This is a genomic window from Pseudocitrobacter vendiensis (assembly GCF_943590815.1).
Classification (GTDB): Bacteria; Pseudomonadota; Gammaproteobacteria; order Enterobacterales; family Enterobacteriaceae; genus Pseudocitrobacter; species Pseudocitrobacter vendiensis.
In genome coordinates, this window is record NZ_CALSBS010000031.1 from 1 (window position 1) to 19,933 (window position 19,933).

The window sequence follows — 19,933 nt, forward strand, 5'->3', positions numbered from 1 at the left end:
CGATGGTAGTGTGGGGTCTCCCCATGCGAGAGTAGGGAACTGCCAGGCATCAAATTAAGAAGTATGGCACTGACCTTTGAGGCAGTTCACTACTCGATAAGAGAGTAGGACAAAAGCGAAAGCTTTTGAACGTTGCAAAGCAACGGCCCAGAGGGTGAATCACGAAGTGATTCATAAACTGCCAGGCATCAGATTAAGCGTGCTGATATGGCTCAGTTGGTAGAGCGCACCCTTGGTAAGGGTGAGGTCCCCAGTTCGACTCTGGGTATCAGCACCACTTTTTAGGTTAAAGTTCGGCAGATTAGAAAAGAATTTGTCTGGCGGCAGTAGCGCGGTGGTCCCACCTGACCCCATGCCGAACTCAGAAGTGAAACGCCGTAGCGCCGATGGTAGTGTGGGGTCTCCCCATGCGAGAGTAGGGAACTGCCAGACATCAAATAAAGCAGAAGGCCATCCGGAAGGATGGCCTTTTTGCATTGGAGCGAAAAAAATGCCGGATGGCGGCTTCGCCTTATCCGGCCTACGGGTACGGTGCGAACCTGAACTGTGTAGACCTGGTAAGTGTAGCGCCACCAGGGAATTTGTTGGCTCAATAATTAATAAAGCAGAAGGCCATCCGAAAGGATGGCCTTTTTGCATTGGTGCGAAAAAACGGGATAGCAATTAATGGATTACCTGCGATAAAAATGCGCGTGTACGCTCGGATTTCGGATGTGCAAAAAACTCCTCTGGCGCGGCCTGCTCAACAATTTCTCCGCGATCCATAAATATCACGCGATCAGCAACGGTACGTGCAAAACCCATCTCATGCGTAACACACAGCATCGTCATACCCGACTGCGCCAGTCCAATCATCGTATCCAGCACCTCTTTAACCATCTCTGGATCGAGCGCCGATGTTGGTTCATCAAACAGCATAATCTTGGGTTTCATGCACAGAGAACGGGCAATCGCGACACGCTGCTGCTGCCCGCCGGAAATTTGCCCGGGAAACTTATGTGCATGCTCGGCAATTCTCACGCGTTCAAGGTAATGCATCGCCAGCGCTTCTGCCTCTTTCTTTGGCATTTTATGCACCCAAATGGGCGCCAGCGTACAGTTTTGCAGAACGGTCAGATGCGGGAATAAATTAAAGTGCTGGAACACCATGCCTACTTCCTGACGTACTTTCTCGATATTACGCAGATCGTCGTTTAGCTCGATCCCATCGACAATAATCCGTCCCTGCTGATGCTCCTCCAGGTGGTTGATGCAGCGAATGGTCGTTGATTTTCCAGAGCCCGAAGGCCCGCATAATACAATACGCTCACCCGGCCTCACTTTCAGATTAATGTCTTTTAAAACATGGAATTGCCCGTACCATTTATTCACATTTTCCAGCGTAATCATCGCGTCGGCGGGTTGCATCAAAATTTGGCTCATAGATTCCTCAGTGCGGTGTACGCCCGGTGTGGAAGCGCTTTTCCAGGTACTGGCTATAGCGCGACATGCTAAAACAGAAGATCCAGTAGATCAGTGCAGCGAAGACATATCCTTCGGTCGACATTCCCAGCCAGGTGGGATCGACGGTTGCTTGTTGTACGCTGCTGAAGAGATCAAACAGGCCGATGATGATCACCAGGCTGGTATCCTTAAACAACGCAATGATGGTGTTCACCAGACCTGGAATCACCAGTTTCAGCGCCTGTGGAAGAATAACCAGTCCCTGCATCCTCCAGTAGCCCAGCGCCAGCGACTCCGCGGCTTCATATTGACCCTTTGGCAGCGCCTGAAGTCCGCCGCGTACCACTTCCGCGACGTAGGCTGACTGGAACAGGATCACACCGACCAACGCGCGAATCAGCTTATCGATACTGGTGCCTTCCGCCATAAAGAGCGGTAGCATGACCGAAGACATAAACAGAACCGTAATAAGCGGCACGCCGCGCCAGAACTCGATAAAAATTACCGACAGAATACGCACCACTGGCATCGTCGAGCGCCGGCCTAACGCAAGGAGGATCCCGAGTGGGAGTGCCCCCGCGATGCCAACAGAGGCGATAATCAGCGTCAGTGTCAGCCCGCCCCACTGGCGCGTCTCGACGCGATCCAGCCCAAAAATTCCACCGTACAGCAGGCCCCAAACAATTAGCGGATAGATAACCGCCCAACCAGCAATGTAGCGCCCGCGCTGTGGCATGTTGCGCCAGAACATCAGCGCTATGGAGAACAGGCCAATCAGCAGTGCCAGATTAATTCGCCAGCGCTGATCGTGCGGATAGAGGCCATACATAAACTGGCCAAAACGTTGGTGGATAAAGACCCAGCACGCCCCGGCTTTCGTACAATCGGCGCGTGTCGTGCCAATCCAGTTGGCCTGCAAAAATGCCCAGTTCAGCAGTGGCGGAATTAACTGCCACATCAGCCACAGGCAGAACAGGGTGAGCAAGCTATTCAGCCAACTGGAGAACAGGTTTTTACGTATCCAGACCAGCGGTCGCCAGGATGAAGCTGGCGTGGGCGGGACCGGATGCGATAACAGTGCTTTTGTCATCATGGCTCCTTAACGCTCGACCAGGGCGATGCGGCGGTTATAGAGGTTCATCAGCAGGGAGATCGTCAGGCTGATAATCAGGTAAACCGACATGGTAATGGCGATGGTTTCAATCGCCTGTCCAGTCTGGTTGAGTACCGTTCCGGCAAACAGTGACACCATATCCGGATAACCAATCGCTGCCGCTAAAGAGGAGTTCTTCACAATGTTCAGATATTGGCTGGTGAGCGGCGGAATGATAACCCGCAGCGCCTGTGGGATGATCACCTGGCGCAGCGTGATCGGATTCGGCAGCCCCAGTGAACGCGCCGCTTCATGCTGACCATAAGGCACCGCCTGAATACCCGCACGAATAATTTCCGCGATAAACGCCGACGTATACACAGAGAGCGCCAGGGTGAGCGCCGCCAATTCAGGGATAAGCGCCATGCCACCGCGGAAGTTAAACCCCCGCAGTTCCGGCACATCCCAGTGTAATGCCGCGCCAAAAAGCACGTGAGCCAGAAACGGTAAGCCAATAATGAGCGCCAGCGCAGCAGGCCAGGTACGGCGGAGCTGGCCCGTTTTGATCTGTCGTAATGTGTTATAGCGATACAGCCCGATAGAGATGGCAATAGCGACAATCATGGCTGCCAGAAATGCCAGCAGCCCTTCCCCTAACTGCGGTGCAGGAATATACAGCCCACGATTGCTGAGAAACAGCAGGTCAAAGGCGTTAACCGCCTGACGCGGCCCCGGCAGGTTGCGCAGTACGGCAAAGTACCAGAAAAAAATTTGCAGCAGCGGGGGAATATTACGGAACGTCTCGATGTAAATCGTAGAGAGTTTACGCAGCAGCCAGTTATCTGATAAGCGGGCCAGGCCAAGGAAAAAGCCGAGTATCGAGGCGAAAACAATACAGAGGGCGGAAACCAGCAGTGTGTTCAGCAGTCCGACCAGAAACACCCGGCCATAGGTATCTCCCTGCTGATAATCAATCAGGTGCTGGACGATACCAAACCCGGCGCTGCGATCGAGAAAAGCGAAGCCTGAGGTGATACCGCGGTTATTCAGGTTGGTAATCGTGTTGTGTATCAAATAGATGGCGATAGCGACAAGCGTCACTACGGCGATAATTTGAAACAGCCAGGCACGAACCGTGGGATTAGAAAAGGAGAGGGCTCCCTTTACGGTTGGGTGACGATGGCGCATAAAAAACCTCAGAACCAGAACAAAAATGTGGGCGCCGCAGCGCAGCGCCCGTTACTGCCGTGCTTAGCGTACTGGGGGAGCGTATTGAATCCCGCCGTTGTTCCAGAGGTTGTTTTGCCCGCGTTTGATCTTCAGCGGGCTTTCCGATCCGACATTGCGCTCGAAGATCTCGCCGTAGTTGCCGACCTGTTTCACAATGTTGTAAGCCCATTTGTTATCGAGCTTAAGATCTTTCCCGTAATCACCCTCTTTGCCTAACAGGTGCGCCATATCCGGCGTGGCAGGGCTGGCGGCTTTCTCGTCCACATTCTTCGAGTTGATACCCATCTCTTCGGCGTTCAGCATGGCGAAAAGCGTCCAGCGAACGACGGAGAACCATTCGTCATCGCCACGGCGTACTACCGGCCCGAGCGGCTCTTTTGAGATAACCTCAGGCAGTACAATCCACTCCGCCGGGTTACCCAACTTGATACGCAGGGCATACAGTTGAGACTGGTCAGAGGCCAGCGTATCGCAGCGGCCTGACTCCAGCGCTTTGGCCGATTCGTCAGAGCGGTCGAAGGTCACCGGCGTATACTTCATGTTATTTGCTTTGAAGTAGTCCGCCACGTTCAGTTCCGTATCTGTGCCTGCCTGAATACAAACCGTCGCGCCATCCAGCTCCTTCGCACTTTTCAGGTCGGCCTTGTTATGGGTCAGGAAGCCAATACCGTCGTAATAGGTGACGCCGGTGAACGACATCCCCATGCCAGCATCGCGCGAGGAGGTCCAGGTGGTATTACGGGAGAGTAGATCGACTTCACCCGATTGCAGTGCAGTGAAGCGCTCTTTGGCAGTGAGAGGGGTATATTTTACTTTGCTGGCATCACCAAAGACGGCAGCGGCGACGCCGCGACAGACATCTACGTCGATACCGCTAAATTTGCCATCAGCATCGGCGTAAGAGAAACCGGGCAAGCCGTCACTTATCCCACACTGGACGAACCCCTTTTTCTTAACTGCATCAAATGTGGTACCTGCATGTGCCTGATTCACAACTGCAAACAGCGCGCCGGCAGCGGCGAGGCTGGCTATCATTATCTTTTTCATAATGCATCCTGTGTGGCGAGAAATTATCGTTATAAGTGACGTTTGGGAAACGCCTGAACCTGTCTGTCGTGATGGCTCTACTTTTTTACTAAGCAAACGTAGTGCCAGGTTTGCGCGAGCGAGTGACAGCGCAATATGTCTGAGTGTAGACAGGAAAAAATAAAATCAGCGCCCCGAAACAGTGCGAAATTACAACGTAAGCCACATTTTGGCGCAAAATATTCTCTTTTTAACGGCAACAGTTCGCTAACAGTTTTGGCCGTGAATATAAGCAAACTGTAGGATGAATTGAATATGTGAAAAGCAACACGAATAATTGCAACGCAGCAATATTTAAGACAACAGGATGTGATTAACTTCTATATGTATTTATTTATACAGCGTATGGCGTTTAAAAAATTGCACCACAGAAAGGCAAGCGCGCGGTCAGGGCCGCGCGCGGAAAGCATTATTTGGACAGGGCGATGATCCCCATCGTCAGACCCGCCACGGCGGCAGTCCCCACCGCGACGGCACCGGCAGTCTCCCAGTTATCCTGAGTGGTGCCTTTCATGCAGGTATTGGTATGAACCAGGCGGCCCTGGTCATCATAGACCGGTACGCAGGGAGAATCGTGAGCACAACCTGCCAGCAGCGCGGTAAGCAGTGCGACAGAAATTAATCTTTTCATGGTGTTACCTCAATAATCACGCCTTCGCTTAATAAGTTGAATTCCTTATTAACGAGCTCAAGGCTATTTTATCACTGGCGATATAAAGACCATCGTGCGGAATAATGTCAATTCATGTGAATTGTAAAAATAATGAAGAGAGAAGAATTTTATAGATTGGTTTTAAGAAAGAACGAATCACTATCTTATTAATTATTATAGCCTTCAGACTCCATAAAAAAAGGCGTCCGAAGACGCCTTTATGTTTCAGTCTTACTCGCCTTTACCTTTGAAGCGACGACGAATCACCACAAAGAAGACGGGGACGAAGAAGATGGCTAACAATGTCGCGGAAACCATCCCGCCCATCACGCCAATACCCACCGCATTCTGCGCGCCGCTCCCGGCGCCGTTGCTGATTGCCAGCGGTAATACGCCGAGGATAAACGCCAGCGATGTCATCAGGATGGGACGCAGACGCATTCGTACTGACATCAACGTTGCTTCGATGATGCCTTTGCCCTCTTTCTCCATCAAATCTTTGGCAAACTCCACGATCAGAATGGCGTTCTTGGCCGATAGACCAATGGTGGTGAGTAGGCCAACCATAAAGTAGACGTCATTTTTCTGGCCAAAGAGCGTAGCAGCTAACAACACGCCAACGATCCCCAGCGGTACAACCAGCATCACGGAGAATGGAATCGACCAGCTCTCGTAGAGCGCGGCCAGGCAGAGGAAGACGATAACGAAAGAGATGCCGATCAGGGCAGGTGCCTGGTTGCCTGACAGTCGCTCCTGATAGGACATCCCGGTCCAGTCGTAACCAATGCCCACTGGCAGCGTCGACGCCAAATGCTCCATCAGCGCCATCGCTTCACCGGTACTTTTACCCGGAGCGGATTCGCCCTGAATTTCCATTGAAGGTAGCCTGTTATAGCGTTCCAGACGCGGTGAGCCGTGAGTCCAGCGTGCTGAGCTGAAGGTGGAGAACGGCACCATTTCGCCACTCGCACTGCGCACGTAAAGATTATTAATATCTTCCGGTAGCATGCGGAACTTCGCATCCGCCTGCACGTAAACCTTTTTCACGCGACCACGGTCGATAAAGTCGTTAACGTAAGCGCCGCCCAGCGAGGCCGAAATAGTCTCGTTGATATCAGAGAGCGATACACCCAGTGCCTGCGCCTTTTCCTGATCGACATCGAGCTTAAACTGTACCGTATCTTCCAGCCCGTTGGGTCGGACGCCTTCCAGAACATCAGGATGCTGCATGGCTTTGCCCAGCAGTTCGTTACGTGCCGCGGTTAACGCCTGATGGCCCAGCCCGCCCTGGTCGATGAGTTCGAAGTCAAAACCGGTGGCCGTACCCAGCTCCAGAATGGGCGGCATGTTAAAGCCCCGTACAGAGCCATCGGTAATCTTTTCAAATGCCGCATTGGCGCGGCTCAAAATGGCGGTAACCTTCGACTCTTTTCCTTCACGCTGCTCCCACGGTTTCAGGCTGACAAACGCCATCCCTGCGTTTTGCGCCTGACCGCTAAAGCTGAATCCGTTAACGGTAAACACGCTTTCGACATCCGCTTTTTCATTATTCAGGTAATAATGCGTCACCTGGTCGAGCACTTTTTGCGTGCGTTCCTGCGTCGCCCCCGCGGGAAGCTGAACGATGGTCATAAATACGCCTTGATCCTCGTCAGGAAGGAACGAGGACGGAAGACGCAATGCCAGGATCACCATCCCGGCAACAATCAGAACAAAGATCAGCAGATAACGCCCGGTTGAACCCAGAATCCGGCTCACGCTGTCGGTGTAATGCCCTACGCTTTGTTCGAACAGATTGTTAAACCAGCCAAAGAAACCACCTTTAGGAGCATGCTGCTCTGGCGACATCGGTTTTAAAAGGGTAGCGCACAGTGCCGGCGTGAGGATTAACGCAACCAATACCGATAGCGCCATCGCCGACACGATGGTGATAGAGAATTGTCGATAAATCGCCCCGGTAGATCCGCCAAAGAAGGCCATCGGAATAAACACTGCCGACAGCACCATCGCAATCCCGACCAGCGCACCCTGAATTTGCGACATCGATTTTTCTGTCGCTTCCCTTGGCGGCAGATGTTCTTCAGCCATTACGCGCTCGACGTTCTCCACCACCACGATGGCATCATCGACCAGCAGGCCTATGGCGAGCACCATCCCAAACATCGTCAGGGTATTAATGGAGTAACCGAAGGCGGACAGAATGGCGAACGTTCCCAGAAGTACGACCGGGACCGCGATCGTCGGGATAAGCGTCGCGCGTAAATTCTGTAAAAACAGATACATTACAAGGAAGACCAACACGATCGCTTCGAAAAGGGTTTTCACTACCTCATTGATGGAAATTTTCACAAACGGTGTTGTGTCGTATGGATAAACCACTTTCATCCCTTGCGGGAAGAAAGGTTGCAGTTCTGCCAGCTTCTCTTTAATGGCTTTTGCGGTATCAAGGGCGTTGGCGCCCGTCGCCAGCTTGATACCCAGGCCCGAAGCCGGATTGCCGTTAATCCGTGCCACCACGTTGTAGTTCTCACCACCCAGCTCAATGCGTGCGACATCTTTCAGGTGCACCACGGAGCCGTCAGTATTCACGCGCAGTGTAACGTTCCCGAACTCAACCGGATCTTTCAGACGCGTTTGCGCAATGATGGAGGCGTTAAGTTGTTGCCCCGTAAGCGCTGGCGTGCCGCCAAGCTGACCGGCGGCAATTTGGTCGTTCTGCACCTTTAGCTGGTTGATGACATCAACCGGGGTAAGGCGATATTTATTCAGAAGGTTGGCATCCAGCCAGATACGCATGGCGTATTGTGCGCCGAACAGCTGTACATCGCCCACGCCGTTAAGGCGACTAATGGAGTCTTTAATATTAGAGGCCACATAGTCAGAAATATCATCCTGCGTGGTGGCGGGGTTATCGGAGACAAAACCGGCCACCATGAGGAAGCTGCTGCTCGATTTTTCGACGCTGATACCTTGCTGCTGCACTTCCTGCGGCAGCAGCGGCGTGGCGAGCTGAAGTTTATTCTGCACCTGCACCTGTGCGATATCCGGATCGGTACCTGACTGGAAGGTGAGGGTTATCGTCACGCTCCCGGCGGAGTCGCTGGTGGACGACATGTACATCAGGTTATCGATACCGTTCATGTTCTGCTCGATAACCTGCGTCACCGTATCCTGTACCGTCTGCGCATCTGCGCCCGGGTAGTTAGCGGAAACAGAGACTGCTGGTGGCGCGATAGTGGGATACTGCGCAACCGGCAGTTGTAAAATCGCCAGCACGCCAGCCATCATCAGAATGATAGCCAATACCCAGGCGAAAATTGGACGCTTAATAAAAAAGTTAGCCATTTCGTAGGGATACCTTACTGCGCCGCAGGCGGGGTTGATTCATCGCTAACGGCGGTAACCTTCGCGCCGGGATGCACTTTCTGTAAACCGCTGACAATCACCTTGTCGCCCGTCTTCAGCCCGTCGCTAATCAACCATTGGTCGCCAATGGCCTGAGTGGCGGTTACGTTACGGGTCTCGACGGTGCTGTCATTGTTGACCACCATCACGGTGGCATCACCGCGTGGCGTGCGTGTGACGCCCTGTTGCGGCACCAGCATGGCATCTGGCTGCACACCTTCATCGATGCGGGCGCGCACAAACATTCCGGGCAGCAATGTATGCTGCGGATTCGGGAAGACGGCGCGCAGAGTAATAGAATCGGTGCTTTCATCGACGGTGACGTCAGAGAACTGCAGGGTGCCTTTTAGGGGATAAGGCTGGCCATTCTCCATCAGCAGTTCCACGTTGCTGGCAGTATTCTCTTTTTGCAGATTACCCTGCTCGACGGACTGTTTCAGGCGCATAAAGTCGCTGCTGGACTGTGTTACGTCGACATAGATAGGGTCTAACTGTTGTACGGTTGCCAGTTCGGTGGATTGCCCGTTTGTCACCAGTGCGCCTTCCGTCACATTGGATTTACCAATACGTCCGCTGATGGGTGACGTGACTTTGGTATAAGCCAGATTGATACGCGCGCTCTCAACCGACGCTTTGGCGGCAACGACTACCGCATCCGCCTGACGCGCGTCGGCAATGGCCTGGTCATATTCTTGCTGGCTGATGTATTTGGTCCCCACCAGCGGCACATAGCGTTTCACCGTCAGGTGGGCAATCTGCGCGGCAGCTTCACTTTTCCCCAGTTCGGCCTTCGCACTGTCGTAATCGGCCTGATAGGTTGCCGGGTCAATCTGGTACAGCGATTGCCCCGCTTCAACGTCGCTGCCTTCCGTGAAGTGCCGTTGCAGGATGATACCGCTGACCTGTGGGCGGACCTGGGCGATGCGGAAGGCAGATGTACGGCCCGGCAGTTCAGTGGTCACCGCCAACGGCGCCGTTTTCACAATGTGCACGGTAACCTGCGGTTGCTGCGGATGGGCTTGCGTATCACCCTGATCGTTACAACCGGCAAGTAACGTAGCCGAAAGGATGATGAAGGTGGGCAGGAGTGAAAACCTGGCGTATTTCGTCATTGCAGTTCCTTATAAACTGAAGCTCGCTATTTACCGTTGCGGGGTAATAGAGAAAACAGAGATCGAGAAAATAAATAGTTTGCTATCCTACAAATAATAAGGTGGCTATGTAAGTAATAGTTATTTATTCACCCTTCGAAAGGCACGCAAACATAAAGTAGAGATAAGATAAGTGTATCTTTTATTGGCGTCGTGTTTCTAAATATAACGTAATGCCGATGGCTGAAATTATATATTTATGGTGAATATAATTATATTATTTATTTGCTGTGATTATATTTGTTATCTCGACGGTTTTTAATGCTTCAGGATGAATTAAAGATAAAATAGTGTCATTATTGCCATATTCATCTTTTCTTCTATGCAGGGTTACGCCATGGCGAAAAAAACAAAAGCAGAGGCGCTTAAAACTCGTCAGCTTCTGCTCGAAACGGCGATCGCGCAGTTTGCTGCGCGTGGCGTGACCAATACCACGCTGAACGATATCGCCGATGCCGCCCAGGTCACACGTGGCGCTATCTACTGGCACTTTGAGAACAAAGTACAGTTGTTCAATGAAATCTGGCTACAACAGCCGGCACTGGGAGAACTGATCACCTTTGACCTTACCGCAGAGTGGCAGAATAACCCATTAAGGTTGATGCGTGAAAAACTGATACTGGGATTGCAATATATTGCAACTAATCCCCGTCAGCGGGCATTAATGCAAATTTTGTATCATAAATGTGAATTTCACGAAGAAATGCTTTCGGAGCAATATATTCGTGAAAAGATTGGATTCAGCCATCCGCAGATGCGCAGCTTATTGATTCAGGCCATCGCGCAAGGGCAGCTCTCACCCAGTCTGGATTTAGACGTGATATTAATTATTCTGCATGGTTGCTTTAGTGGGATTGTTAAAAACTGGTTGATGAATCAGTCGCATTACGATTTATTCACGCAAGCTCCCGCGCTGGTGGATAATACGCTACGAATGTTGGCAAGTAATTATAATTTTGATGAATGCATTATGGCGGAGGGCATTGCAGGATAATATCCGCGTAAGCGATTATCCTGCATGTTACGCACAGCCAGATTTACTCCAGTTCGCTGCAGTTCACCAGCTTTAACGGATTGACCGAGTTCATGTTTCTGCACTTGTCCGTTTCCGTTGCCAGCAGCTCTATCCACTGCATCACTACCGCATCGAAGAAGAACATAAACAGCGCGAAAACGACAAGCCAACCGTATTTGCGAATCATGAGCCAACCCTGGTATTGGTAACGTGAATGGCAGCAATATACACGAAAATGAGGTTCAGGAAAGCCGAGGAAGAAGGGTTTTACAGACAATAAAAAAGGCGCGTCCCCATGCCGAGTAGCGCCTTTTTATCCGTCATAAACGAAACTTAGTTCATGCCGTATTTTTTCAGTTTTTTACGCAGCGTACCGCGGTTGATCCCCATCATGAGAGCAGCACGGGTTTGGTTACCGCGGGTGTATTGCATCACCATGTCCAACAGGGGCTGTTCTACTTCAGCCAGTACCAGCTCATACAGATCATTAACATCCTGACCATTCAGTTGAGCAAAATAGTTCTTCAGTGCCTGTTTAACCGAGTCACGCAGGGGCTTTTGAGTTACCTGATCCTGAGAGTTAACGGTAGAAACGGTCAGTACGTCAGAATTTACGCGTTGTTCGAACATAGTTCTGTCAGCTCTTTATTTCTATTACGCAAAATTTTCGAAGTATGCCTCCAACGCCTCCAGCTGTTCGCTGGCATCCTCAATGGCGTTGAATGTGCGCCGAAACTGGTCATCTGGAGCGTGCTCCTGGAGATACCAGGAGACGTGTTTACGTGCAATTCGGTACCCTTTTGCCTGACCATAAAAGTCGTGCAACTCCCGAACATGCGCGCAAAGTAAGCGCTTAACCTCTACCAGAGGCAGAGGGGGCAGCAGCTCCCCAGTGTCCAGATAATGCTGGATTTCCCGAAAGATCCAGGGTCTTCCCTGAGCTGCGCGGCCTATCATCAGGGCATCAGCCCCCGTATAGTCCAGTACAGCTCTGGCTTTAAGCGGGTCAGTAATGTCGCCATTCGCGATAACCGGAATGGAAACTTTCTGCTTAACTGCCCGAATACTGTCGTACTCAGCTTCACCATTAAACAAACAGGCGCGTGTGCGTCCGTGAATCGTCAGGGCCTGAATGCCACAATCTTCAGCCAGTTGGGCAATTTCTTCACAGTTACGGTGCTCAGGAGCCCAGCCAGTGCGAATTTTGAGTGTTACGGGTACGTCCACTGCCTTCACGACCGCGGTCAGGATAGACTGCACCTGGTCCGGATACTGCAGTAGGGCTGAGCCCGCGAGCTTGCGATTCACTTTCTTTGCTGGACAGCCCATATTGATATCAATAATTTGGGCGCCGCTTTCCACATTAATGCGTGCGGCCCATGCCATCTCTTCAGGATCGCTACCGGCGATTTGCACGGTTCGGATGCCTGGTTCATCAACGTGCACCATCCGTAAGCGAGACTTATCACTCTCCCAAACCTGCGGGTTAGATGACATCATCTCGGAAACGGTTAAACCTGCTCCCATCTCATAGCACAGCGTCCTGAATGGTCTGTCAGTGATGCCAGCCATAGGTGCTGCGATCAGGCGATTTCTGAGCTGATAGTGTCCGATGCGCATGAGTTAAGAAATGACCATACTGTGACTGCAAGGCGGCGTATATTACGCATTTTTTGGACGAGATGAAAGGCCAAACTTTGAGCAATCAGATGTTGTAGATCAATGAATCGCAGCTCAAAGGATAGTCAAAAAATAAATGTCTTTAAGAATCATGAGATTAATTCGAGATGGATGTTTTGTGCGCAACGATAAAAAGGTAAAACTTCTCGTTTTTTCTTACTTCTCATCGGGTAATCACGGCACAAAACGCTGTTTTTATGAGCAAAAATAGGGGGCTATAGTGCGATCTGGATCCCATTTATGGCCATTGCCAGCAGAAACAAGGGGGAACAGGCGGCCCGGACAGGCCGCCTGAAGGCTTACTTCTTGCGGCCGGTGATCCGACACCACTCTTCTTTCTCGACCACTGCGTCGAGGTCGAAGAGGTCAGCATAAGCTTCGCATACGCTTTCTGCCTGGCTCGCCAGAATACCGGAAAGGCCCAGCAAACCACCTGTAACGGGCAGCACGCTGATTAACGGGGCCAGCTCACGTAACGGGCCCGCAAGGATGTTAGCGACCACCACATCCGCTTTCATGGCGTCTGGCTGGTCCTGCGGCAGATAAAGTTCCAGACGCTCAGAGACGCCGTTACGTTCAGCGTTATCGCGGCTGGCCTGAATCGCCTGCGGGTCGATATCAATACCGATGGCTTTTGCCGCGCCGAGCTTCAACGCCGCGATAGCCAGAATGCCGGAGCCGCAGCCGAAATCGATAACGGTTTTGCCCGCCAGATCGAGCCCGTCGAGCCACTGCAAGCACAGAGAGGTTGTCGGGTGCGTCCCGGTACCAAACGCCAGACCTGGGTCAAGCATCACGTTCACCGCGTTGGCATCCGGCACATCGCGCCAGCTTGGGCAAATCCACAGACGCTCGCCGAAACGCATCGGGTGGAAGTTATCCATCCACTCACGTTCCCAGTCTTTATCTTCCAGTTGTTCGATTTTATGCGCAAAACCGGCGCCCAGTAGCGGATGAAGTTCCAGGGCGGCAACCACCTCTTTCATGTCGGTTTCTGCGTCGAACAGGCCGATAACGTCCGTATCGCCCCACAGGCGGGTTTCACCCGGGAGTGGCTCAAACACTGGTGTATCGTGGGTATCCTGGAAGGTGATGGAGACGGCGCCCGTTTCCATCAGCGCATCGCTTAAGTCCTCAGCGTTCGCGCCGCTGGTGTTCAGTTTCAGTTGGATCCATGGCATGGCAAAAACTCTTTATTTATCAGTAGACAGTACGACAGTTTGTGGTGCGGATGAACCGAAACGATTCCCGACCAGAAACGCCAGCAAACTCAGCATTAACGAAGGCACAATCGGATGGAAGCCCAGGTACTGAATATTAAACGTCGCGAGTACGGCATACAGCACGCCGCCTGCGATCATCGCGCTCAGCGCGCCTGCGGCGTTGGCGCGTTCCCAGTAAAGCCCCAGCACCAGTGGCCACAGGAACACGGCTTCCAGGCCGCCAAAGGCCAGCAGATTCAGCCAGATGATCATCTCTGGCGGACGCCATGCCGCCAGCAGCAGCAGTGCGCCCAGAATCAGGGTAATCGCCGCCGACATCCGCTTCAGGCGTCGCTCGTTTTGCAACTGCTCCGGGCGCAGGTTCAGGTAGAGATCTTTAATGATCGTAGCGGAACTTTGCAGTAACTGGGCGTTGATTGTCGACATTATGGCGGCCATCGGTGCGGCAAGGAAGATCCCGGCGGCGAACGGCGGCAGCACTTTAACCATCAGCGTGGGGATAACCAGATCCGGCACGGTTAAGTCCGGGATCACCGCACGCCCCAACGCGCCGGCCAGGTGCATACCGAACATCAGGATGGCGACAACGATGGTGCCGATGATGATCCCGCGGTGCACGGCTTTACTGTCTTTGTAGGAGATGCAGCGCACCGCCGTGTGCGGCAGGCCAATCACCCCGAAGCACACCAGCACCCAGAATGAAGTCATAAAGGTTGGCGACAGGATATCTTCCGCGCCTTCCGGGCTGACCAGTTTCGGGTCAATGGTTTGCAGCGTCTCAACCGCATGGGTCAAGCCGCCTGCCGCGTGAACGATACCGACCAACAGCACGATGGTGCCAACCAGCATCACCAGCCCCTGCATCGTATCGTTGAGTACGCTGGCGCGGAAGCCGCCAAACGCGGTGTAGAGCGCAATACTGATACCGAAAATCAGCAGGCCGGTTTCGTAAGGAATTCCCGCTGCCGTTTCCAGCAGACGCGCACCGCCGATAAACTGTACAGTCATTGCGCCGACGAATGCGATAAGCAGGCTCAGGCTTGCCAGCCACACCAGCAGGCGGCTCTGATAACGCGCAAACAGCATATCGTTCAGCGTGACGGCATTATAACGTCGCGCCAGAATGGCGAATTTCTTGCCCAGAATCCCCAGCGACAGCCAGACAGCAGGTAGCTGAATCATCGCCAGCAGCACCCAGCCGAGACCATACTTATATGCGGCCCCAGGCCCGCCGATGAACGAACTGGCGCTGATATAGGTAGCCGTGAGTGTCATCGCCAGCACAATTCCGCCCATCGAGCGGCTACCAAGGAAGTACTCGTTGAGGAATGTACCTGTAGTCCGTTTGCGCATCGCATAAACCGACAGGCCAAACACCACCACCAGATAAGCGACAAGCGGAAGAATTACCTCAAGCTGCATCGTCTTCCTCCAGCGGAATATCGCGGTAAATCAGTTTCACCATTGCCCAGCACAGCACAATAAAAATCAGCGGGACCAGCAGGCAGGCCATCTCAAACCAGTGCGGCAGGCCTGTCACACCGATCGCCGAATCAGGTAAGTAAGCAGCCACTAACCACGCAGCAAGATAAAGAAGGGTCAGCCACAGCGCCCAGCGCGCCTCTTTATGGGCCTGAACAAAACGTGTGTCCATTTTTTGTCCCTTGTGGATGAAGAAAGCGGGGATTGTACATGAGGGTGAGCGGGAGGGGAAAAAACAAAAGGCCGGAATATCCGGCCTTTTTCAATCAATGCAGGCTTATTTTTCCTGAAGACCGAGTTTTTTCTCCAGGTAGTGGATGTTAGTGCCACCGTGCTGGAAGTTCTCGTCATTCATGATGCGGATCTGCAAATCAACGTTGGTTTTGATACCGTCGATGATCAGTTCCTGCAATGCGTTTTTCATACGGGAAATGGCAACGTCGCGGGTTTCACCGTAGCAAATCAGTTTGCCGATCATTGAGTCATAGTACGGCGGTACTGTGTAGCCCGCGTAGATATGAGATTCCCAACGAACGCCAAAACCGCCCGGCGCGTGGAAGCGCGTGATTTTACCCGGGCTCGGCAGGAAGGTGTCCGGATCTTCGGCGTTGATACGGCATTCCACCGCATGGCCGCGAACCTGCACTTCGTCCTGCTTGATAGAGAGCGGTTGACCTGCGGCGATGCGCAGCTGCTCTTTGATCAGGTCAACGCCAGTGATCATTTCGGTAACCGGGTGTTCAACCTGAATACGGGTGTTCATTTCAATGAAATAGAACTCGCCGTTTTCGAACAGGAACTCGAAAGTACCCGCTCCGCGATAGCCGATATCCACACACGCTTTGGCGCAACGTTCGCCGATGTAGCGACGCAGTTCCGGCGTGATGCCCGGTGCTGGTGCTTCTTCAACCACTTTCTGGTGACGACGCTGCATGGAGCAGTCACGTTCAGCCAGATAGATGGCATTACCCTGACCATCAGCCAGTACCTGGATCTCCACGTGACGTGGATTTTCCAGGTATTTTTCCATATATACCATGTCATTGTTGAACGCTGATTTGGCTTCAGCTTTCGTCATGGCAATAGACTGCGCCAGGTCAGCGTCGTTGCGCACAACGCGCATACCACGACCGCCGCCGCCGCCGGAGGCTTTGATAATAACCGGATAACCAATGCGTTTCGCATGGGCACGGTTAACATCCATATCTTCGCCCAGCGGGCCATCAGAGCCTGGTACGGTCGGTACGCCTGCTTTTTTCATCGCGGTGATTGCAGACACTTTATCGCCCATCAGGCGGATAGTGTCGGCTTTCGGGCCGATGAAGATAAAGCCAGAACGTTCAACCTGCTCAGCAAAGTTGGCGTTCTCGGAGAGGAAACCATATCCAGGGTGAATAGCTACAGCGCCAGTAATCTCAGCTGCGCTGATGATCGCCGGGATGTTCAGGTAGCTTTTTACGGACGGAGCCGGGCCAATACAGACCGTCTCATCCGCCAGCAATACGTGTTTTAAATCGCGGTCCGCGGTGGAGTGCACAGCGACGGTCTTGATGCCCAGTTCTTTACAGGCACGAAGAATACGCAGTGCGATCTCGCCACGGTTAGCGATGACAATTTTATCCAGCATCTTCGCCTCGTTACTCGATGATGACCAGCGGCTCGTCAAATTCAACCGGTTGCCCGCTTTCGACCAGAACGGCTTTCACTACGCCCGCTTTATCAGCTTCGATCTGGTTCATCATTTTCATCGCTTCTACGATGCACAGGGTGTCGCCCACGTTAACTTTCTGACCCACTTCCACGAAAGCTTTCGCTTCCGGGCCTGGTGTACGGTAGAAAGTACCAACCATCGGGGAACGTACGATGTGACCACTGATTTCAGCTTTCGCCGGAGCGGCTTCTGATGCTGCTGCCGGAGCGGCAACAGGCGCTGGCTGAGCCTGAGCGACCGGTGCGGCATAAGCCTGCTGCATGACCGGGAAGCTGGCTGGCGCGGTTGCGCGGCTGATGCGTACTGACTCTTCGCCTTCAGAAATTTCCAGTTCAGAAATGCCAGACTCTTCGACCAGCTCGATCAGTTTTTTAATCTTACGAATATCCATGAGTGGGTTCCGTACTCTTTGTTTAGTGTGATTGTGACAGGCGTTTTACCGCCGTCTGTAACGCGTATGAATAACCATCTGCGCCTAATCCGCATATAACGCCAGCGGAGACATCAGACAGATACGAATGATGGCGAAACGGTTCGCGCGCATGCACATTGCTGAGGTGAATCTCGATAAACGGGATACTTACCGCCAACAGTGCATCTCGAAGGGCAACGCTTGTGTGCGTAAACGCGGCCGGATTAATCAGGATATAGTCGACAATGTCTTTAGCCTGATGAATTCGGTCGATGAGTGCGTACTCCGCGTTGGATTGCAGGTGATCCAGTTCAACGTTCAATGCTTCCGCTTCACGCTGTAAACCGTTAACGATTTGCGCAAGCGTCAGCGTTCCGTACTTCTCGGGTTCACGGGTGCCGAGCATGTTAAGGTTCGGGCCGTTTAAAAGCAAAATGCGAAACTTGTCTGCCATTGTGCTGCTATCTCCTGCAATTCTCCGGTAAAAAACAAAATATACCTTCGATGCGCGATTGTCACCTTTTCAGGGGCTTAAAACCCCTGTCAGGAAAACTGAAGTCGCACATTATAACTATTTCGTAGCATTTGGCAGCTAAATACTGGTCTTATCAGGGAAGATTATCAACCGCATTCGTGTAAAGTCAGGATGGAGTTCAGTAATTTGCGGTAAACCGCACATATCTCACAGCTAGCGCCACCACTGGCGGAACTTCTTATAACGCCATGCTAAAAGCGCGACTGCGCACAGGGCATAAAGCAGCGGCTGCGGCGATAAAATTTTTACCGACCACAGATAATGAATCGGCGCGAGGATCGCCACCAGATAGACGAAGTTGTGCAATAACTGCCAGCGGCGGCCCAGTTTTCGCTGCATGTACTGGGTCGATGTTATCGCCAGCGCCAGTAAAATCAGCCAACTGGCGAAGCCCAGCAGTAAATAAGGGCGCGTAACCAGTTCCTGACCCAGTAGCGCCAAATTGTTGATACCGAGTTCCAGCAGCGCATAGCTACATAAGTGCAACGTCGCCCATGCAAAACACCATAACCCCAACAGGCGGCGGGTGCGTATCAATAATGGCTGTTTAGCGTAGCGCGCCAGCGGGGAAATCAACAAGGTCGCCAACAGTAATTTCAGAGCCATCCTACCGGTGAAGTGCTGGATATCTTTTGCCGGATCGGCGCTGAGTTGCCCGGAAGAGGCGGCCCAAAAGAGCCAGACAAACGGCAAAAATGCCGCAAGATGCAGGCAAAGTTTCAGCCAGCGAATGTGTGTAACGGTTAAACGCATTAAAAGTTCTCCCGCAAATCCAGCCCACGATAGAGTGAGGCCACCTGGTCGGCATAGCCATTAAACAGCAGCGTCGGCTGACGTTTAACATCCAGAATCCCACCGGAACCAATAAAGCGTTCACTCGCCTGTGACCAGCGCGGATGGTCGACGTGAGGATTCACGTTGGCATAAAAGCCATATTCATTGGCTGCGGCGAGGTTCCATGTGGTTGGTGGACGTTCGCGGGTGAGCTTTATAGACACAATCGACTTGATGCCCTTAAAGCCATATTTCCACGGCACAGTGAGACGAATCGGAGCGCCATTTTGCGGCGGCAGCGCTTTGCCATACACGCCGACGGTCAGCATGGTGAGCGGGTGCATCGCTTCATCCAGACGCAGCCCTTCAACGTAGGGATATTTCAGCCCGCCGCCAATAAATCGGTCCTTTTGTCCGGGCATCACGTCAGGGGCGTACAGAGTCTGGAAGGCGACATATTTTGCATTGCTGGTGGGCTCAACCAGCGATAACAGTTTATGTAAAGGAAAGCCCACCCACGGCACGACCATCGACCAGGCCTCTACGCAGCGCATCCGGTAAATGCGCTCTTCCAGTGGAAAGCGACGGGTGAGGTCATCGTGATCAAGCGTTAGCGGCTTCGTCACTTCGCCATCAATCGTCAGTTTCCAGGGATCGGTCGGCAAACTCCCGGCATTGGCAGCCGGGTCGGCTTTATCGAGGCCGAATTCATAGAAGTTGTTGTAACCGGTGACTTTATCTTCCGGCGTTAAGGTGAGTTTATTTTGCCATTCGGCGGGTTTACTGAAATCGAGCGGTTTACCGGAAGGCGCTGGCGGGCGATCGTTACCTTTAAACCAGTCGCTGAGGCCCGCCTGGGCAGGCAGCGCAATGGCAGCCGTACTGATTCCTAACATCTTCAGCACCTGGCGGCGCTGCATCATAAAGACGGACTCTGCAGTCACGTCGGCTTCGGTTAATTTTTTCACGTTATCTCACCTCTCCGTCATTTGTACTAAGCATGACGGAGAGGCGTTATTTGCGCGAATATGTCACGAAAAT

The 19,933-nt window shown here is 52.5% G+C and carries 19 protein-coding genes, 1 tRNA gene and 1 rRNA gene; 3 read left to right on the plus strand and 18 right to left on the minus strand.

The genetic code is table 11. The features are described from left to right. Positions 1-201: 201 nt before the first annotated feature. Together NMC31_RS21990 and rrf are read left to right on the plus strand one after the other, a co-directional pair. Positions 202-277: transfer RNA gene (locus tag NMC31_RS21990), tRNA-Thr, on the plus strand. A gap of 39 nt (positions 278-316) precedes the next feature. Next, positions 317-432: ribosomal RNA gene (gene rrf / locus NMC31_RS21995) — 5S ribosomal RNA — on the plus strand. A 231-nt stretch (positions 433-663) separates the two neighbouring features. On the opposite strand, the gene NMC31_RS22000 is transcribed toward rrf, so the two are convergent. The 7 genes from NMC31_RS22000 to NMC31_RS22030 form a co-directional block, all read right to left on the minus strand. Beyond that, positions 664-1,422 carry an amino acid ABC transporter ATP-binding protein gene (locus tag NMC31_RS22000; protein WP_149464052.1) on the minus strand — a complete coding sequence of 253 codons (759 nt, stop codon included), beginning with the start codon at positions 1,420-1,422 and terminating at the stop codon, positions 664-666. A 7-nt stretch (positions 1,423-1,429) separates the two neighbouring features. Further along, positions 1,430-2,533: an amino acid ABC transporter permease gene (locus NMC31_RS22005; protein WP_253899099.1), complete on the minus strand. Its 1,104-nt coding sequence runs from the start codon at positions 2,531-2,533 to the stop codon at positions 1,430-1,432. 9 nt (positions 2,534-2,542) lie between these two features. Continuing rightward, entirely contained in the window at positions 2,543-3,724 is a 1,182-nt protein-coding gene (locus NMC31_RS22010; protein WP_149464050.1) for an amino acid ABC transporter permease, read from the minus strand. Between the two features lie 63 nt (positions 3,725-3,787). Beyond that, the gene (locus NMC31_RS22015; protein WP_015962766.1) at positions 3,788-4,813 is read right to left on the minus strand and encodes an amino acid ABC transporter substrate-binding protein; all 1,026 of its coding nucleotides are present in this window, start codon (positions 4,811-4,813) and stop codon (positions 3,788-3,790) included. A gap of 448 nt (positions 4,814-5,261) precedes the next feature. Beyond that, entirely contained in the window at positions 5,262-5,483 is a 222-nt protein-coding gene (locus tag NMC31_RS22020; RefSeq protein WP_015962767.1) for a lipoprotein, read from the minus strand. 252 nt (positions 5,484-5,735) lie between these two features. Beyond that, positions 5,736-8,849 (minus strand): efflux RND transporter permease subunit, encoded by a 3,114-nt coding sequence (locus NMC31_RS22025; protein WP_253899083.1) that lies wholly within the window; start codon positions 8,847-8,849, stop codon positions 5,736-5,738. Between the two features lie 14 nt (positions 8,850-8,863). Further along, complete coding sequence (locus tag NMC31_RS22030; RefSeq protein ID WP_253899084.1) at positions 8,864-10,021, minus strand: efflux RND transporter periplasmic adaptor subunit; 1,158 nt, start codon at positions 10,019-10,021, stop codon at positions 8,864-8,866. Between the two features lie 376 nt (positions 10,022-10,397). On the opposite strand from NMC31_RS22030, the gene envR reads away from it, so the two are divergent. After that, positions 10,398-11,054: an acrEF/envCD operon transcriptional regulator gene (envR, locus tag NMC31_RS22035; protein WP_253899085.1), complete on the plus strand. Its 657-nt coding sequence runs from the start codon at positions 10,398-10,400 to the stop codon at positions 11,052-11,054. Positions 11,055-11,097: 43 nt separating this feature from the next. Here envR and NMC31_RS22040 read toward each other — a convergent pair whose 3' ends face one another. From NMC31_RS22040 to msrP, 11 genes are all read right to left on the minus strand, one after another. Continuing rightward, a complete protein-coding gene (locus NMC31_RS22040) occupies positions 11,098-11,262 on the minus strand; it encodes a DUF2556 family protein (RefSeq protein WP_149464046.1) in 165 nt (54 codons plus the stop codon). 146 nt (positions 11,263-11,408) lie between these two features. Next, positions 11,409-11,705, minus strand: a complete 297-nt coding sequence (gene fis / locus NMC31_RS22045; protein WP_000462905.1) for a DNA-binding transcriptional regulator Fis — start codon at positions 11,703-11,705, stop codon at positions 11,409-11,411. A gap of 24 nt (positions 11,706-11,729) precedes the next feature. Next, on the minus strand, positions 11,730-12,695 hold the full coding sequence (gene dusB, locus NMC31_RS22050; RefSeq protein ID WP_149464045.1) for a tRNA dihydrouridine synthase DusB: 966 nt from the start codon (positions 12,693-12,695) through the stop codon (positions 11,730-11,732). 359 nt (positions 12,696-13,054) lie between these two features. Next, complete coding sequence (gene prmA, locus NMC31_RS22055) at positions 13,055-13,936, minus strand: 50S ribosomal protein L11 methyltransferase (protein ID WP_015962773.1); 882 nt, start codon at positions 13,934-13,936, stop codon at positions 13,055-13,057. A gap of 12 nt (positions 13,937-13,948) precedes the next feature. Continuing rightward, positions 13,949-15,400: a sodium/pantothenate symporter gene (panF, locus tag NMC31_RS22060; RefSeq protein ID WP_253899086.1), complete on the minus strand. Its 1,452-nt coding sequence runs from the start codon at positions 15,398-15,400 to the stop codon at positions 13,949-13,951. Continuing rightward, positions 15,390-15,632 (minus strand): YhdT family protein, encoded by a 243-nt coding sequence (locus NMC31_RS22065; RefSeq protein WP_253899087.1) that lies wholly within the window; start codon positions 15,630-15,632, stop codon positions 15,390-15,392. The genes panF and NMC31_RS22065 overlap by 11 nt, the downstream gene beginning before the upstream one ends. Positions 15,633-15,737: 105 nt before the next feature. Further along, positions 15,738-17,087 carry an acetyl-CoA carboxylase biotin carboxylase subunit gene (gene accC, locus NMC31_RS22070; RefSeq protein WP_149464042.1) on the minus strand — a complete coding sequence of 450 codons (1,350 nt, stop codon included), beginning with the start codon at positions 17,085-17,087 and terminating at the stop codon, positions 15,738-15,740. A gap of 10 nt (positions 17,088-17,097) precedes the next feature. After that, on the minus strand, positions 17,098-17,562 hold the full coding sequence (gene accB, locus NMC31_RS22075) for an acetyl-CoA carboxylase biotin carboxyl carrier protein (RefSeq protein WP_149464041.1): 465 nt from the start codon (positions 17,560-17,562) through the stop codon (positions 17,098-17,100). Positions 17,563-17,584: 22 nt separating this feature from the next. Further along, positions 17,585-18,037, minus strand: coding sequence for a type II 3-dehydroquinate dehydratase (gene aroQ, locus NMC31_RS22080; protein WP_149464040.1), 453 nt, complete (start codon positions 18,035-18,037; stop codon positions 17,585-17,587). 234 nt (positions 18,038-18,271) lie between these two features. Beyond that, positions 18,272-18,871, minus strand: coding sequence for a protein-methionine-sulfoxide reductase heme-binding subunit MsrQ (gene msrQ, locus NMC31_RS22085; RefSeq protein ID WP_253899088.1), 600 nt, complete (start codon positions 18,869-18,871; stop codon positions 18,272-18,274). After that, the gene (gene msrP, locus NMC31_RS22090) at positions 18,871-19,860 is read right to left on the minus strand and encodes a protein-methionine-sulfoxide reductase catalytic subunit MsrP (RefSeq protein ID WP_436650978.1); all 990 of its coding nucleotides are present in this window, start codon (positions 19,858-19,860) and stop codon (positions 18,871-18,873) included. The genes msrQ and msrP overlap by 1 nt, the downstream gene beginning before the upstream one ends. Between the last annotated feature and the right edge of the window lie 73 nt (positions 19,861-19,933).

Bases quoted from the DNA above. Each gene is read 5' to 3' on its own strand.
- NMC31_RS22000 (WP_149464052.1), bottom strand. From the start codon at position 1,422: ATGAGCCAAATTTTGATGCAACCCGCCGACGCGATGATTACGCTGGAA.
- NMC31_RS22005 (WP_253899099.1), bottom strand. From the start codon at position 2,533: ATGACAAAAGCACTGTTATCGCATCCGGTCCCGCCCACGCCAGCTTCA.
- NMC31_RS22010 (WP_149464050.1), bottom strand. From the start codon at position 3,724: ATGCGCCATCGTCACCCAACCGTAAAGGGAGCCCTCTCCTTTTCTAAT.
- NMC31_RS22015 (WP_015962766.1), bottom strand. From the start codon at position 4,813: ATGAAAAAGATAATGATAGCCAGCCTCGCCGCTGCCGGCGCGCTGTTT.
- NMC31_RS22020 (WP_015962767.1), bottom strand. From the start codon at position 5,483: ATGAAAAGATTAATTTCTGTCGCACTGCTTACCGCGCTGCTGGCAGGT.
- NMC31_RS22025 (WP_253899083.1), bottom strand. From the start codon at position 8,849: ATGGCTAACTTTTTTATTAAGCGTCCAATTTTCGCCTGGGTATTGGCT.
- NMC31_RS22030 (WP_253899084.1), bottom strand. From the start codon at position 10,021: ATGACGAAATACGCCAGGTTTTCACTCCTGCCCACCTTCATCATCCTT.
- envR (WP_253899085.1), top strand. From the start codon at position 10,398: ATGGCGAAAAAAACAAAAGCAGAGGCGCTTAAAACTCGTCAGCTTCTG.
- NMC31_RS22040 (WP_149464046.1), bottom strand. From the start codon at position 11,262: ATGATTCGCAAATACGGTTGGCTTGTCGTTTTCGCGCTGTTTATGTTC.
- fis (WP_000462905.1), bottom strand. From the start codon at position 11,705: ATGTTCGAACAACGCGTAAATTCTGACGTACTGACCGTTTCTACCGTT.
- dusB (WP_149464045.1), bottom strand. From the start codon at position 12,695: ATGCGCATCGGACACTATCAGCTCAGAAATCGCCTGATCGCAGCACCT.
- prmA (WP_015962773.1), bottom strand. From the start codon at position 13,936: ATGCCATGGATCCAACTGAAACTGAACACCAGCGGCGCGAACGCTGAG.
- panF (WP_253899086.1), bottom strand. From the start codon at position 15,400: ATGCAGCTTGAGGTAATTCTTCCGCTTGTCGCTTATCTGGTGGTGGTG.
- NMC31_RS22065 (WP_253899087.1), bottom strand. From the start codon at position 15,632: ATGGACACACGTTTTGTTCAGGCCCATAAAGAGGCGCGCTGGGCGCTG.
- accC (WP_149464042.1), bottom strand. From the start codon at position 17,087: ATGCTGGATAAAATTGTCATCGCTAACCGTGGCGAGATCGCACTGCGT.
- accB (WP_149464041.1), bottom strand. From the start codon at position 17,562: ATGGATATTCGTAAGATTAAAAAACTGATCGAGCTGGTCGAAGAGTCT.
- aroQ (WP_149464040.1), bottom strand. From the start codon at position 18,037: ATGGCAGACAAGTTTCGCATTTTGCTTTTAAACGGCCCGAACCTTAAC.
- msrQ (WP_253899088.1), bottom strand. From the start codon at position 18,871: ATGCGTTTAACCGTTACACACATTCGCTGGCTGAAACTTTGCCTGCAT.